This window comes from Mycobacterium sp. (assembly GCF_036273375.1).
In the GTDB taxonomy this organism is placed as follows: domain Bacteria; phylum Actinomycetota; class Actinomycetes; order Mycobacteriales; family Mycobacteriaceae; genus Mycobacterium.
Genome location: NZ_DASUHS010000028.1, coordinates 1 through 14,825 on the forward strand (window position 1 = coordinate 1; position 14,825 = coordinate 14,825).

The 14,825-nt window shown below is 67.8% G+C and carries 15 protein-coding genes; 8 read left to right on the top strand and 7 right to left on the bottom strand.

Features of this window, described 5'->3' with window-relative positions:
* Positions 1-217 precede the first annotated feature (217 nt).
* Positions 218-412, top strand: a complete 195-nt coding sequence (rpmB, locus tag VFW69_RS03185) for a 50S ribosomal protein L28 (protein WP_046185726.1) — start codon at positions 218-220, stop codon at positions 410-412.
* A gap of 23 nt (positions 413-435) precedes the next feature.
* On the opposite strand, the gene VFW69_RS03190 is transcribed toward rpmB, so the two are convergent.
* Positions 436-1,257, bottom strand: coding sequence for a mycofactocin-coupled SDR family oxidoreductase (locus VFW69_RS03190; protein ID WP_526498099.1), 822 nt, complete (start codon positions 1,255-1,257; stop codon positions 436-438).
* A gap of 2 nt (positions 1,258-1,259) precedes the next feature.
* Entirely contained in the window at positions 1,260-2,159 is a 900-nt protein-coding gene (locus VFW69_RS03195; RefSeq protein ID WP_526498101.1) for an SDR family NAD(P)-dependent oxidoreductase, read from the bottom strand.
* Positions 2,160-2,243: 84 nt separating this feature from the next.
* Between VFW69_RS03195 and VFW69_RS03200 the strand changes: the two genes are divergently transcribed.
* The 4 genes from VFW69_RS03200 to VFW69_RS03215 are packed head-to-tail and all read left to right on the top strand — an operon-like array spanning position 2,244 to position 5,966.
* Complete coding sequence (locus VFW69_RS03200; RefSeq protein ID WP_526498103.1) at positions 2,244-2,687, top strand: nuclear transport factor 2 family protein; 444 nt, start codon at positions 2,244-2,246, stop codon at positions 2,685-2,687.
* A gap of 3 nt (positions 2,688-2,690) precedes the next feature.
* Positions 2,691-3,896, top strand: coding sequence for a sulfotransferase (locus VFW69_RS03205; protein WP_526498105.1), 1,206 nt, complete (start codon positions 2,691-2,693; stop codon positions 3,894-3,896).
* On the top strand, positions 3,889-5,133 hold the full coding sequence (locus tag VFW69_RS03210) for a hypothetical protein (RefSeq protein ID WP_526498107.1): 1,245 nt from the start codon (positions 3,889-3,891) through the stop codon (positions 5,131-5,133). The genes VFW69_RS03205 and VFW69_RS03210 overlap by 8 nt, the downstream gene beginning before the upstream one ends.
* Positions 5,134-5,135: 2 nt before the next feature.
* Positions 5,136-5,966, top strand: coding sequence for an SDR family oxidoreductase (locus VFW69_RS03215; RefSeq protein ID WP_526498109.1), 831 nt, complete (start codon positions 5,136-5,138; stop codon positions 5,964-5,966).
* 91 nt (positions 5,967-6,057) lie between these two features.
* On the opposite strand, the gene VFW69_RS03220 is transcribed toward VFW69_RS03215, so the two are convergent.
* Genes VFW69_RS03220 through VFW69_RS03230 form a run of 3 tightly spaced genes read right to left on the bottom strand, consistent with a single transcriptional unit; the run spans position 6,058 to position 8,677 of the window.
* Positions 6,058-6,987, bottom strand: coding sequence for an NADP-dependent oxidoreductase (locus VFW69_RS03220; protein ID WP_526498153.1), 930 nt, complete (start codon positions 6,985-6,987; stop codon positions 6,058-6,060).
* Positions 6,988-6,992: 5 nt separating this feature from the next.
* Entirely contained in the window at positions 6,993-7,676 is a 684-nt protein-coding gene (locus VFW69_RS03225; RefSeq protein WP_526498155.1) for a uracil-DNA glycosylase, read from the bottom strand.
* Positions 7,677-7,717: 41 nt separating this feature from the next.
* Positions 7,718-8,677 carry a thiamine-phosphate kinase gene (locus tag VFW69_RS03230; RefSeq protein WP_526498111.1) on the bottom strand — a complete coding sequence of 320 codons (960 nt, stop codon included), beginning with the start codon at positions 8,675-8,677 and terminating at the stop codon, positions 7,718-7,720.
* 183 nt (positions 8,678-8,860) lie between these two features.
* Here VFW69_RS03230 and VFW69_RS03235 point away from each other — a divergent pair, with 183 nt between their 5' ends.
* Positions 8,861-9,421: a DUF3515 family protein gene (locus VFW69_RS03235; protein WP_526498113.1), complete on the top strand. Its 561-nt coding sequence runs from the start codon at positions 8,861-8,863 to the stop codon at positions 9,419-9,421.
* Between the two features lie 3 nt (positions 9,422-9,424).
* Here the strand turns inward: VFW69_RS03235 and VFW69_RS03240 are convergent, their stop codons facing one another.
* Together VFW69_RS03240 and VFW69_RS03245 are read right to left on the bottom strand one after the other, a co-directional pair.
* Entirely contained in the window at positions 9,425-10,561 is a 1,137-nt protein-coding gene (locus tag VFW69_RS03240) for a D-alanine--D-alanine ligase family protein (protein WP_526498115.1), read from the bottom strand.
* Between the two features lie 81 nt (positions 10,562-10,642).
* Positions 10,643-11,677: an NAD(P)H-dependent glycerol-3-phosphate dehydrogenase gene (locus VFW69_RS03245; RefSeq protein WP_526498117.1), complete on the bottom strand. Its 1,035-nt coding sequence runs from the start codon at positions 11,675-11,677 to the stop codon at positions 10,643-10,645.
* A gap of 168 nt (positions 11,678-11,845) precedes the next feature.
* Here VFW69_RS03245 and cofC point away from each other — a divergent pair, with 168 nt between their 5' ends.
* Positions 11,846-12,508 carry a 2-phospho-L-lactate guanylyltransferase gene (gene cofC / locus VFW69_RS03250; protein WP_526498119.1) on the top strand — a complete coding sequence of 221 codons (663 nt, stop codon included), beginning with the start codon at positions 11,846-11,848 and terminating at the stop codon, positions 12,506-12,508.
* 82 nt (positions 12,509-12,590) lie between these two features.
* The gene (locus tag VFW69_RS03255) at positions 12,591-14,777 is read left to right on the top strand and encodes an RNA degradosome polyphosphate kinase (RefSeq protein WP_526498121.1); all 2,187 of its coding nucleotides are present in this window, start codon (positions 12,591-12,593) and stop codon (positions 14,775-14,777) included.
* Positions 14,778-14,825: the final 48 nt, after the last annotated feature.

Below are 14,825 nucleotides of genomic sequence, written 5' to 3' on the forward strand. Positions count from 1 at the left end.
GTGGGCGCCAGCGTAGCCCGGCGACACCCGCGACGGCTGCCGGTGACCACCACCCGCCGGCGGCCGATTCAGCCCATTGAGCCTAGCCAGAGGGGGCGACAGCGGTGGTGACCGTTTTGGTGGTTGCCACGACAGTCGGTATCCTCGGGTGTGCCCGGGTGAACCTGGGCTGTCCCGGCCGTATTGGCGGACCCCCGAGATTTGAGGAGCTTGAACCATGGCCGCTGTGTGCGACATCTGCGGGAAAGGCCCCGGCTTCGGTAAGTCGGTGTCGCACTCCCACCGCCGCACCAGCCGCCGGTGGGACCCCAACGTCCAGACCGTGCACGTCGTCACCCGTCCGGGCGGCAACAAGCAGCGTCTGAACGTGTGCACGTCCTGCATCAAGGCCGGCAAGGTCGTCAGGGGCTAGACCGGGGCTGAGGGCAGCCGTCGTTACATGACGACGTGGCCGGCGTCCACGGGTATCGCCGCGCCGGTGATGTAGCGCGACCGCGGTCCGGCAAGCCAGAGCACCGCTTCGGTGACGTCTTGCGCCTCGACCAACGCCACGTCGGGCAGCAGCGTCTGGGACAGGGCCGGGTTGGGGTTCTCCAGCATCCGGTTCACCACGAAATCGTTGAGGATCATCGGCGTCGCGACACCGCTCGGGTGGATCGAATTAACCCGAATCTTGTGTGGCGCATAGGCATTCGCCGCTGAGCGCATCAGCCCCACCACCCCGTGTTTGGACGCGGCGTAGGCGAACATCGCCGCGCTGCCGTCGCCGCCGCGGCCGGTCAGGCCCTGCGATGAGCTGACCAGTACCACCGAGCCGCCCCGTCCCTTGCGCACGATCGAGGGAACCGTCGCCAGCAGCGTGTGCCACACGCCCTTGAGATTGGTGTCGACGATCGTGTTGAACACCGGTTCGGATTCGGGGTCGGTGACCCCGATGGCCACCACCCCGGCATTGGCGACGACGACGTCGATGTAGCCGAGCTCGTCGACGCCGGCCTGCACCCCGGCCTGCAGCGCCTTGAGGTCGCGGACGTCTGCGGCGACGGACACTGCTTTGCGGCCGACCGCCCGGACCAGCTGCACGGTCTCGGCGAGCTCGGATTCGGTGCCCAGGGCGTAGGGGATCGCCTCGAGATCGGCGCAGATGTCGACGGCGATGATGTCCGCGCCCTGCTCGGCCAGCGCGACGGCGTGGCTGCGGCCCTGCCCGCGCGCGGCGCCGGTGATGACGGCAACTGTGTTGTCGAATTCGCCCATGACTACACCTCCAGGGTCGTGCCGGTCTCGTGTTCGGCGAAGGCGACCAGGCGCGCGGCGGTGTCGTAGTCGCATGCCAGCGGCGTGCGACCGATCAGCACCGGGCCGCCGCGCAGCCCGAACCTGCCACTGACCCCGACGTAGCTGCCCGGCGGAATCGGCTCGCTGATGCAGTAGAGCGTGGGTGCCGCACCCTCGTCGATGTCGTTGGCCAACCGGTCGGCCACCACCTTGACCCCTTTGTGGGCCAGCGACATCAGCGGCGAGTCGCCCAGGTTCGACAGGTTCGAGGCCACCCAACCCGGGTGGGTGAGCTGCGTGACGATCGGCGATCCGGCCGCGCGCAGCCTGCGGTCGAGCTCCAGGCCCCACAGCATGACCGCGAGCTTCGACTGCGCGTACGCGCCCAATCTCGTCCACTTGTGCCGGCGCAGGTGCAGGTCATCGAGGCGCAGCGTCGCCGACCGGTGCGCGTCGGACCCGACGTTGATGATCTGCGAACGCACCTTTACCAGGAGCAGATTGGTCAGCGCGAACGGCCCGAGCAGGTTGGTGCCCAGTGTCATCTCGAAGCCGTCGACCGTCTCGGTGCGCCGGTCGGTCAGCGCGCCGGCGTTGTTGATCAGGATGTCCACCGGCTCGTCGATCTGGCCCGCGAAGGCCCGCACCGACGACAGGTCGGCGAGGTCGAGCTTGACCACGGTGGTCGAGCCGCCCATCGCAGAAATTTCCGCGGCGCGTTGCTCGCCGAGTTCGGTGTTGCGCACTGCGAGGATCACGTGCGCGCCGGCTTTGGCGAGCGCACGCGAGGTGCCGAGCCCGACGCCGTTGGTCGCTCCGGTCACGATCACGCGTTTGCCGGTGAGGTTGCCGAGCCTGCTCGGCGTCCACGGTAAGGTCACGGCGATCCAGAGTAATGGTCGGTTCTATGTAAGTTGGACCGGTTCTGCCAACATAAGAGCGGAAAGACTCCGAGGCGGTTCGACATGAGTGACAGCGCCACCGAGATCACCAACCTCATCTACACCTACGCGCAGCTTCTCGACGGCGGCGACCTGGACGGGGTGGCCCGGCTCTTCGAGCACGGCCGCATCTGCGGGGTCCAGGACGGCCCGCCGGAGACGGTGTTCACCGGTTCCGCCCGGGTGCGGGAGATGTATGGCATGGCCACGCGGATCTACGAAGACGGCACCCCGAAGACCAAACACCACACGACCAACGTGCAGCTCTACATCGACGAGGCGGCCGGGACCGCGCAGAGCACGTCCTACTACTGCGTCACGCAAGCCACTGCCGAGCTGCCGCTGCAGGTGATCGTGACTGGGCACTACAAGGACACCTTTCACCGGGTGGACGGGGCCTGGTGCTTCGACAGCCGGACCATGTTCGTCGACCAGGTCGGCGACGTCAGCCAGCATCTGAAGTTCTGACCCGTGGCATCCGCGAGCGCATCCGACGGCCCATTCGACCCGGCCGCCGTGCTTGCCGACGCGCAACGCAAGGAAGGACTCACCGAGTGGGGTCCGGGCGAGTTCGACGGACCGCTGGCCGTGTTGCTGGCCGACTATGCGCGCACCGACCTCAACGCCATCGGCGTGCACATCTTGCGGTCGGGCATCGTGCACAGCCTGCGGATGCGGTTGCGCGCGCAGGAGTGGATCCGCCGCCATCCAGAGATCCTCGACGAGCGGGTGGCCGCCCCGATCGTCGTCGTCGGGATGATGCGCAGCGGCACCACGCTGCTGCAGCGGCTGCTGGCCGCCGACCCGCGCTTCGTCTGCGCGTACGGCTGGGAGGTCGTCGAGGTCGCGCCGCGGCTGAACTATCAGTTCACCGACGCCCCCGATCCGCGCATCGCGATCAGCGAAGCGCGAGAAGCGAAGTCCCGCGAACTGGCGCCCGAATTGTTTTCCATCCACCCGATGTACGCCAGGGAGGCCGAGGAGGAGATCGTCTTCCTGGCTGACGCGTTCCTGTCGCACGTGCCCGAGTCGGGCGCGCACCTGCCGCTTTACCCAACCTGGCTCGACGGCCAGGACTTCTCCCCCGCCTACGGCTATCTGCACCGCATGCTGCAATTCCTGCAGTGGCAGAAGCGGCGGCGCGGCGTGCGGGGCCAGCGCTGGGTGCTCAAATCTCCTGCGCACCTTGGCTATTTGAATGCCTTGCGGGCGCAGTTTCCGGATCTGCACATCGTGCACATGCATCGTGACCCGCGCACCACGATCGCGTCGGGGGCCAGTCTGAACGCGACCCTGCATGCGATGCACGCCGATACCGTCGACCCGCACCGGGTCGGTGCGCAATGGCTGGAGCGGATGGGCTGGACGAATGATCGGGCCATGGCGGTCCGCGACGGATGGGCTGATGAGGGTGCAGTGCTCACCGACATCGGGTTCGACGACGCGGTGACCGATCCTATCGGGCAGGTGGCCCGCGTCTACGACGCCGTCGGCCTGCCGCTCACCGCCGCCGCCGAAGACGCGATGCGGCGCTGGCTGGCCCACCGTCCCCGGGAGGTGCCCCGCCCGCCCTACGGGCTGGAGAACTACGGCCTGCGCCCCGAGCAGGTCGACGAGCGATTCGCGTTGTACAACAAGCGTTTTGGACAACACATCGGAGGAACAACACATGCCTGATCACCCGGTCGCGACGGCGTCCCAGCACGAACAGGAGCTGGCGGCCCTCGACCTGATCGAGCACCCAGAAGTCAAGGCCGCCTACCGCACGGTCGCCGAGACCTGGCTCGGTCGCGCCAAGGCGTCGGACGCGATGCGCGAACGATTCGACGACGCGTTCGCCGAGGTGATGTTCTCGGCGGCGGTGTGGTCGTCCAATCAGGACAAGCTGCGGCCGAAGGTCAGCTGCATCACTCGGCTCGCACACCCGGTGGACGGCCGGGGCATTCCCGGATCACGTTGGGGCATAGACAATCCCGACAGCGTGTACCGGGTGATCCCGATCTGCGGGGACGAACGTTACGAGATCCGCGGCCGGGTCGGCGAGCACCGCATGACCGAGAACTACTTCACGCTGTGGGACGCACACATGGGCACCGTCGCCGTGCTCAACGGCCGCACCATGGCGGTCGAGTCCGACGGCAGCTACACCATCACCGTCGACGCCGAACCCGCCAACGGGCGGCCGAACCACGTGCAGACCTCGCCGCAAGCCCACGAGTTCTATATCCGCGACGTGCTACTGGATTGGGGCCGCGACGACCCCAATCACATTGAGGTGCAACGACTCGGAGGCCCAGCGGCCACCCCGGCGCGCACGCTCGACGAACAGGCCGAGGCCACGGCGGCGATGATGGACTACTTCGCCAACTTCACCGGCAAGCTGAGCCACGGCGTCTACAAGATGCCGGCCAACCATTTCAACCTGGCCTGGTCGGCCGACAAGGTCGGCGCGATGCGCAACCAGGTCTACGTCATGGGCCGGTTCGACCTCGCCCCCGACGAGGCATTCGTCGTTGACCTGAATGACGGCGGCGCCGAATACTTCACCGTGCCGCTGAGCAATATCTGGGGCACCACGCTCGACCTCGTCGACCGGACCGGCAGCCTCAACAAGGCGCAGTCGGTGGCGAACGACGACGGCTCGTACACCTACGTGATCTCGCCCGTCGATCCCGGCGTGGCGAACTGGATCGACTCCGACGGCTTGCGGGAGGCCATTTTGACCCTGCGCATGGCGGAGTTCGGCCAGGGCGGTCCGGGGGAAGACCTCGGCGCGCGCGGGCGGGTGGTCAAGCTGGATCGGCTCGACGCCGAGGTGCCGCAGTTGCCGCGGGTGAGCGAGCAGCAGCGGGTGGTCGAGCTGGCGCAGCGGCGCAAGGCCTATCTGCGCCGCCTGCCGGAAGGGACGATCTGACGATGTCGCGCTGGCTGATCACGGGCTGCTCCACCGGCTTTGGTCGCGAAATCGCGCGCGCCGCATTGCGAGCCGGCCACAGCGTGGTGGTGACCGCGCGGCGGGCCGAGGCGGTGGCCGATATCGCCGACGAATTCGGCGACCGGGCCCTGCCCGTCGCCCTCGACGTGACCGACGCCGCCCAGATCGCGGCGGCGATCTCGGCGGCCGACACGGCATTCGGCGGGATCGACGTCCTGGTCAACAACGCCGGTCACGGCTATCTGTCCTCAGTGGAAGAGGGTGAGGACGCCGAGGTGCGAAAGCTGTTCGACGTGAACTACTTCGGTGCCGTCGACATGATCAAGGCGGTGCTGCCGGCCATGCGTGCCCGCGGGTCGGGGCACATCATCAATATTTCCTCGATGACGGGTCTGGTGGCCAACCCGCCCAACGCCTATTACTCGTCCACCAAGTTCGCGCTGGAAGCGGTGACCGAGGCGCTGGCCGCCGAGGTGCGTCCGCTGGGCATCAAGGTGACCGCCATCGAGCCGGGCGCGTTTCGCACCGATTGGGCGACGCGGTCGATGAAGGAATCGGGCAGCCCGATCTCCGACTACGCCGACGTGGCCGCGCGCAAGGACCTGATCAAGCAGTTCGCCGATCACCTGCCCGGTGATCCGAAGAAGGTCGCCGACGCGGTGCTGATGGTGACCACACTCGATGAGCCGCCACTGCGCCTGCTGCTGGGTCGTGACGTGCTGAAGGCCATGCGGGACAAGATCACTGCGATGTCGGCGTCGATCGAGGAGTGGAAGGCCGTCACCAAGGACGTCAATTTCGCGGACTCATGACGCCAACCACCGCGACACATAACCCACGCACACGACACGCCACGGATAGTGTGCCAGGTTTATGTCTCGCGGAGCGGTTCGCGGCAGTAGGTCAGCCCCGCACGACGAGGACCGTCTTGCCGGCGCGGCTGCCGGTGCCGCGGCTTTCATACGCCTCCCGGCCCTCGTCGAGGCCGAATGTCTGGGCGATCGCCACGTGCAACCGGTCGCCGTCCACCAGCGCGGCAAGTTCGTCAAGCTGATCCCGATTCGGCGTGACGATGAAGAAGGTTGCGGTGACGCCGAACTCGTCGGCCCTGCCATCCGGAGGCGGTTCCGACAAGGTGACCAGGCGGCCCCCTCGGCGCAGGACGCCGAACGACCGCTCCAACGTCTGGCCGCCCACCGTGTCGATAACGACGTCGTAGCCGGCGCCGGTTTCGTCGAATTCCTCGGTGCGCACGTCGATCACCCGCTGCGCGCCGCAGCCGCGCAGGAGATTGGCGGTGCCGCTGCGCACGGTCGCGGTCACCTGGGCACCCAGCAGTGCGGCCAGCTGAACCGTCAGCAGGCCCACTCCCCCGGCACCCCCGTGCACCAGCACTGTCTCGCCCGGTTGCACGGCGGCGTGGTCGACCAAAGCCTGCAGGGCGGTCAGGCCGGCCAGCGGCAGCGCGGCGGCGACGACGTGCGACACCGTCGACGGCTTGGTGGCCAGGTCGACCGCCGGTACGGCGACGAAATCGGCCGCCGCACCGTCACGGTCGAACCCGATCAACCCGTACACCTCGGCACCGGGTGCGAAATCCGTTACGTCGGCGGCGACCGCTTCGACGACGCCCGATACCTCGTGTGACGGGATCACCGGAAGGCGGCTGACCCCGTCGCGGGTCCAGGTCTCCTCCCAGGTCAGCTCGTCGAACGTGATCCCTGCCGCGTGTACGGCCACCAAGACTTCGCCCGCGGCAGGCACCGGTAGCGGGGCACTTTCGAGCACCAGCTCCTCCGGGCCGCCCCGCCGGTGAGCCCGCAGCGCGGTCATCTCGGTCATGGCAGGCGCCAATCGATCGCGTCGGCGCCCATCTCGGCCAGCAGTTCGTTGGCGCGGCTGAACGGGCGCGAACCGAAGAACCCGCGCGAGGCCGACAGCGGCGACGGATGCGGCGACTCTATGGAGACGCAATTTCCTTGGGCCAGAATCGGTTTGAGCGTGGAAGCGTCACGACCCCACAGGATGGCCACCAGGGGCCGCGACCGCTCGGTCAGCGCTCGGATAGCGCACTCGGTCACGGCCTCCCAGCCCTTGCCGCGGTGTGAGGCGGGATTACTGGGGCGCACGGTGAGCACCCTGTTCAGCAGCAGCACGCCGCGCTGCGCCCAGGGCGTTAGGTCACCGCACGAGGGTTGCGGGTGGCCGAGGTCCGCGGCGTACTCCTGAAATATGTTGGCCAGACTGCGTGGCAACGGCCGGACCTCGGGCGCCACCGAAAAGCTAAGTCCCACAGCGTGTCCAGGCGTCGGGTACGGGTCTTGCCCGACGATCAGCACCCGGACGTCATCGAAGGGATGGGTGAAGGCGCGCAACACGTTCGGACCAGCAGGCAAATACTTGCGCCCGGCCGCGATCTCGGCCCGCAGGAATTGCCCCATCTCGGCCACCTGGTCGCTCACCGGCTGCAGCGCACTCGCCCAGCCCGGCTCCACCAGTTCGCTCAACGGACGCGCGGTCATCATCGGCTCTTCGCGATCGCGTAAACGGTCACCGCGTCACCCTAATACGACTGCCAGCCGGCGTAGCCGATCCACTCCTGATCGTCGATGAGTACCCGGGCCGGCCCGTCGAGAACCCGCCCGATGACGCGCCATCCGGCCGGCGCGGGACCGGCGAAACACGCCGCCAGGGCGTGGTCCTCGCCACCGCCCAGCACCCAACGCCAGGGATCGGCGCCCACCGCGGCCGCGGCGGCGCCAAGCGCATCGTGGTCCGCGGCCAGCGCCGTCGTGGACAGATCCATGCCCACCCCGGAGGCCTCGGCGACATGACGCAGGTCGGCGATCAGGCCGTCAGAGATGTCGATCATCGCCTGCGCGCCCTGGGCGGCGGCCACCGCTCCCTGACCATAGGGCGGCTGCGGCACTACATGCCGGCGCCGAAGCTCATCGAAGCCATCAATATCGTTGCGCCACAAGTCGAATCCTGCTGCCGAGCGGCCCAGGTCACCGGCGACGGCGATCAGCGCACCGGGCTTGGCGGCCGATCGGGGCACCGGTGCGCGCCCGCCCGGGTCGCCCAGCGCCGTCACCGCGATGACCCACTGCGGGCAGTGGACCAGGTCACCGCCGGCGATGCCGGCCCCGATCCGTCGCGCCTCGTCCCACATTCCGTCGACCAACGCGTCCACCTTCGCCGCCGGCGTAGCACCGGGTGCGCCGAAGGCGACCACGAATGCCGTCGGCCGACCGCCCATCGCCTCGATATCCGCGGCGTTCTGGGCAATCGCCTTGCGGCCGATGTCGTGCGGCGTCGACCAGTCCAACCGAAAGTGCCGATCCTGCACGAGCATGTCGGTCGACACCAGCACGCGACCATCACCCGATGACACCAGCGCCGCATCGTCACCCGGCCCGAGCACGACCGCGGCGGGCTGCTCGCGACCCCGCACCAGGCGATCGATCACGGCGAACTCACCGAGTTGCTGCAGCGACGGGGACTCGCCCGATTCGTCTTGCACGCCACCTCCTTCGGCGCGTCACGGTCCGGTGCGGGCCCGGCCCAACCATAGGTCCCTGCCCGTGGACCGGACCGCGCCAGTGTAGAACTTCGCGCCTGTGCGGGCCCTTTTCGACCCGAGAATAAATTGGCACCCGGGTAAATGCAGGCGATAGTGGTTAGCAGAGAAGGAGGTGTGCGGGCGGTGCCAACCGAATCGGATACCGATGCCGGGCCGCCGCGCGCGCTGATCATCGCCGCGGTCGCGCTGGCCGTCGCGACGATCGGCGTGATCCTGGCCATCGCGGCAACCCGCGAGGCGCCGCCGCGTTCGGTTGCCGTTCCCGCGGTCCCGGCGCCGCAGGCCGACGGCGCCGCATGCCGGGCGCTGATGGGTGCGCTGCCGCAGCGGCTCGGGGATTACCAGCGCGCGCCCCTCGAGGAGCCGGCCCCGCGCAGCGTCGCCGCCTGGCGGAGCGGGCCGGACAGTGACTCGGTGGTGCTGCGCTGCGGGCTGGACCGCCCGGCCGAGTTCGTCCTGGGATCCCCGATCCAGGTTGTCGATCGGGTGCAGTGGTTCCAGGTGCGTTCCGAGCAACAATCCGCCGGTGACGCGGGCAGATCCACCTGGTACACGGTGGATCGCGGAGTCTATGTGGCGCTCACGCTGCCGACCGGATCCGGACCGACGCCGATTCAGCGGCTCTCCGAGGTGATCGACCGCAGCATCCCGGCGGCACCCATCGACCCCGGTCAACCGCGTTAGCGGTCAGCGCAGACTCACGCCGCGGGCCAGCGCGGTCTGGACCATCGTCGTCAGCAAGGTCGCGTAATCCACGCCGCTGGCCGCCCACATCCTCGGGTACATCGAGATCGTGGTGAATCCCGGCATCGTGTTGATCTCGTTGAGCACCGGCCCGTCTTCGGTGAGGAAGAAGTCCACCCGGGCCAGCCCTTGGCAGTCGATGGCCTTGAACGCCCGGATCGCCAATTGGCGCACCGTGTCGGCGATTTCGTCGTCCACCTTCGCGGGCACGTCCAATTCGGCAGCGTCGTCGAGATATTTGGTCGAGAAGTCGTAGAAGGAATCCTCGCGCCCGCGCACCCCGGCCACCCGGATCTCACCCAGCGTGCTGGCTTTTACTGTGCCATCGGGCATTTCGAGCACGCCGCATTCCAGCTCACGACCGACGATCGCCGCCTCGACGATGACCTTGGGGTCATGCCGGCGCGCGATCGCGATGGCGCCGTCCAGCTGATCCCAGCTCGACACCCGGCTCACACCGATCGAGGAGCCGCCCCGGGCGGGTTTGACGAACACCGGCAGGCCCAGCCGCTCGCACTCCTCAGGGCACGGCCTCGGGTGCGACGCGCGCAGCACCGCATAGTCACCGATAGGCAATCCTTCGGCGGCGAACAGCTTTTTGGTGAACTCCTTGTCCATGCCGGCCGCGCTGGCGAGCACGCCGGCCCCCACGTAGGGCACACCGGCGAGTTCCAGCAGACCCTGGATGGTGCCGTCCTCGCCGTAGGGGCCGTGCAGCACCGGAAACACCACGTCGACCGACGCCAACACCTCACTGGCGCCGGGTGCAAGAGACACCAGCTGGCCGCTGCGCCGAGGATCGGCGGGCAGCGCCAATTCGGTTCCCGATTCGGCGGTCACCTCGGGCAGTTGCCGATCGGTGATCGCCAGCGCGGCGGGGTCGCCGTCGGTGAGCACCCACGAACCTTCCGGAGTGATGCCGATCGCGAGCACGTCGAACCGCTCCGGGTCCAGGTTGCGCAGAATGCTGCCCGCCGAGACGCACGAGATGGCGTGCTCGTTGCTGCGCCCGCCGAAAACGACGGCAACGCGTACCCGCTCACCTGAGCTGGGGTGCGGCGACCGCTGGCTGGCATTCACAATCTCAAGAGGCTACCGGGTGGTACCCGGCCCGGTCGGGTGGCGGGCCGTTGCGTGGCCTTTTCACATGTTCGGCAGCGTTTATTCGGGCTTGGTCCTGCGGCCCAGGAGCAGGGCCATCGCGTCGTCCACCGACAGCCCTTTGTGGCACACCTGGTGCACGGCATCGGTGAGGGGCATTTCGACGTCGTAACTGGCGGCCAGTGCCAACACCGCCTCGCAGGACGTCACACCCTCGACGACGTGCCCGTCGCCGCCGTCGGGCGTCCCGGCCAGCACCGACTCGATGGTCGCTCCCCGGCCGAGCCGTTCGCCAAGCGAACGATTGCGCGAACGCGGTGAGCTGCAGGTCGCCACCAGGTCGCCCACTCCGGCCAGCCCGGCCAGCGTCGCACCCTTGGCGCCGAGCGCAATCCCCAGCCGCATGATCTCGGCCAAACCGCGGGTGATGATCGCCGCCGTGGTGTTCTCGCCGAGCCCGACACCGACGGCCATCCCGCACGCCAGGGCAATGACGTTCTTGCAGGCCCCGCCGATCTCGGTGCCGACCACGTCGCTGTTGGTGTACGGACGGAAGTAGCCGCTGTTCAGCATGCGCTGCAGGGCGACGGCCCGGCCCGAGTCGCTGCACGCGATGACGGTGGCGGCGGGCTGGGTAGCGGCGATTTCGCTGGCCAGGTTCGGCCCCGAGATCACCGCGACCTGAGACGGGTCGACGCCGACGACCGAGACGATGACCTGGCTCATCCGCATCAACGTGCCCAGCTCGATGCCCTTGGCCAGACTGGCCAGGGTCGCGCCCTCGCGAATCAGCGGCGCCCAGCGCTCCAGGTTGCCGCGCATCGTCTGCGCCGGCACGCCCAGCAGCACCGTCGACGCGTCGCGCAGGGCTTCGGCGGCGTCGGCGGTGGCACGGATGCCCGGCGGCAGCAACGTGCCGGGCAGGTAGTCGGGGTTGTATCGGGTGGAATTGATTTGCTCGGCGAGCTCGGGCCTGCGGGTCCACAGCGTGACCACCGTTTCCGGTTCCCCGGCCTCGACCAGCACCTTGGCCAGCGCCGTGCCCCACGCCCCGGCACCCATGACCGCGACGGCGCCCGATGATGCGCTGGTCATGTATTACCCCTGTCCGTGGTCGGTGCTGCTCACGCGGCACATGCAGCCGCTACACCCTAGATCAGCGACGGACCGGGCGTCACGCGAGCCAGCGTGTCCCACGCGCAGGGCGGATCGCCCCCGGGTTCGCGAGCGATCCGCAGCGCGTCGCTGGCAGGATGACTTCTCATGAGCGGCATACGAGCCGACGGTGCGGCCAACGGCGCAGGCGACGTGGCGCTGATCATCGCCGTCAAGAGGTTGGCCGCGGCCAAGACCAGGCTGGCCCCGGTCTTCTCGGCGCGCACCCGGGAAAGCGTCGTACTCGCCATGTTGATGGACACCCTGACCGCCGCCGGACGGGTCCGATCGCTGGGTTCGATCACCGTGATCACGCCCGACGACGCCGCGGCCGCGGCGGCCGTCGATCTGGGAGCCGACGTGCTGGCCGACCCGACACCCGAGGGGCATCCCGATCCACTGAATAACGCCATCAGCACCGCGGAACGTGCGGTGAGGAGTTCCTTCGCCAATGTCGTTGCGCTGCAAGGAGATTTACCCGCGCTGCAGACCCAGGAGCTGAGCGAGGCGATCGCTGCCGCACGCCAGCACCGGCGCAGCTTCGTCGCCGACCGGCCGGCGACGGGCACCGCAGCGCTGTTTGCGTTCGGCAGCCCGCTCGATCCACAATTCGGCTCCGATTCCTCGGCGCGGCACCGCAGTTCGGGTGCGATCGAGCTGACCGGCGCCTGGCCCGGCCTGAGGTGTGACGTCGATACTCCCACCGACCTCGCCGCCGCCCGCCGCCTCGGGATGGGGGCAGCGACCGCCCGGGCCATCGTGACGCACTGATTTCGATCCGCGAATCTGTCCGGCCGGTAAACGTCATCCCAACGGCGAATGGATGTGCCTCGAGCGCTAGCAGCAGCCGCGCATGATGCGCGATGATCGCAGGGTGACTGAAATCGAAGCTGAGGCGCGACCCGACGAGAATTTGTGGCATTCAGGCGACTCGGCCGTGACGGCACCCCCGGCTGCGACCCAGGCCGCGCTGACCGATCTCCCAGAGGACCGTTACCTCAACCGCGAACTGAGCTGGCTCGACTTCAACGCCCGCGTGCTGGCGCTCGCCGACGACAACTCGCTTCCGCTGCTGGAACGTGCCAAGTTCCTGGCGATCTTCGCCTCCAACCTCGACGAGTTCTATATGGTGCGCGTCGCCGGCCTCAAGCGCCGTGACGAGATGGGATTGTCGGTTCGCTCCGCCGACGGTTTGACGCCGCGCAAGCAACTTGCACTCATCGGGGAACAAACTCAGCGGATCGCGACCCGGCACGCGCAGGTGTTCCTCGATTCGGTGCGGCCCGCGCTCGCCGAGGAAGGCATTCACATCGTCACGTGGGCCGATCTCGATCAGCGCGAGCGCGACGAATTGTCGACCTATTTCACCGAACAGGTCTTCCCCGTCCTGACGCCGCTGGCGGTCGATCCCGCGCACCCGTTCCCGTTCGTCAGCGGGCTGAGCCTGAACCTCGCGGTCATGGTGCGTCAGCCCGAGGACGGCGGTCAGCACTTCGCCCGAGTCAAGGTGCCCAACAATGTCGATCGCTTCGTCGAGCTCGCCGCCATCAACAGCCCGGACGACGGGCGGACCATCGTCCGCTACCTGCCGACGGAAGAGCTGATCGCGGCCTTCCTTCCTCTCCTGTTCCCGGGCATGGAAATCGTGGAGCATCACGCTTTCCGCATCACCCGCAACGCCGACATGGAGGTCGAAGAAGACCGCGACGAGGATCTGCTGCAGGCGCTGGAACGGGAATTGGCGCGCCGGCGGTTCGGGCCGCCGGTGCGACTTGAAATCGCCGACGACATGACCGAGGGCATGCTGGAACTACTGCTGCGCGAACTCGATGTGCATCCCGGTGACGTCATCGAAGTCCCCGGCCTGCTCGACCTTTCGTCGCTGTGGCAGATCTACGGCCTGGACCGGCCGGCACTCAAGGACCCGGCGTTCGTCCCGGACACCCACCCCGCCTTCGCCGACCGGGAGTCTCCCAAGAGCATTTTCGCGACGCTGCGCGAAGGCGACGTCTTGGTGCACCACCCGTACGACTCTTTCTCCACCAGCGTGCAGCGCTTCATCCAGCAGGCCGCTGCGGACCCCAATGTGCTGGCGATCAAACAAACGCTGTACCGCACCTCCGGTGATTCGCCGATCGTGCGGGCGCTGATCGAAGCGGCCGAGGCCGGAAAGCAGGCGGTGGCCCTCGTCGAGATCAAGGCGCGTTTCGACGAACAGGCCAACATCCGTTGGGCGCGCGCACTCGAGCAGGCGGGCGTGCATGTGGTCTACGGGCTCGTCGGCCTCAAGACGCACTGCAAGACCTGCTTGGTGGTGCGCCGCGAAGGTTCGGCCATCCGGCGGTACTGCCACATCGGAACCGGCAACTACAACAGCAAAACCGCCCGCCTGTACGAAGATGTCGGCCTGCTGACGGCGAATCCCGATATCGGCGCGGACCTCACCGATTTGTTCAATTCGCTTACCGGCTATTCGCGTAAGGTCTCCTATCGCAATCTGCTGGTGGCACCGGATGGAATTCGCGCCGGCATCATCGAACGTGTCGAACGCGAGATCGAATCGCACCGCGAACGCGGAAGCGGACGCATTCGCCTGAAGATGAACGCGCTTGTCGACGAGCAGGTGATCGATGCGCTCTACCGGGCGTCGCAGGCCGGGGTGCGGGTCGAGGTCGTGGTGCGCGGCATCTGCGCGCTGCGCCCTGGTGCCGAGGGGTTTTCCGAAAACATCTTCGTCCGCTCGATTCTCGGCCGCTTCCTGGAGCACTCGCGGATCATTCATTTCCGCAACATCAACGAATTCTGGATCGGCAGCGCCGACATGATGCACCGCAACCTCGATCGGCGCGTGGAGGTGCTGGCTCAGGTCAAGGACCCCAAGCTCACCGCGCAGCTGGACGAATTGTTCGAATCCGCGCTGGATCCCTCAACCCGGTGCTGGGAATTGGGGCAAGACGGGCAGTGGACCCCGTCGCCACAAGAGGGCCATACCGTGCGAGACCACCAAGTATCGTTGATGGAGCGCCATCGCAGTCCCTAGCTCTGTGCGGTGATTTCCGGTTGTTTCTCCGGGCCGACCTCCTGATTC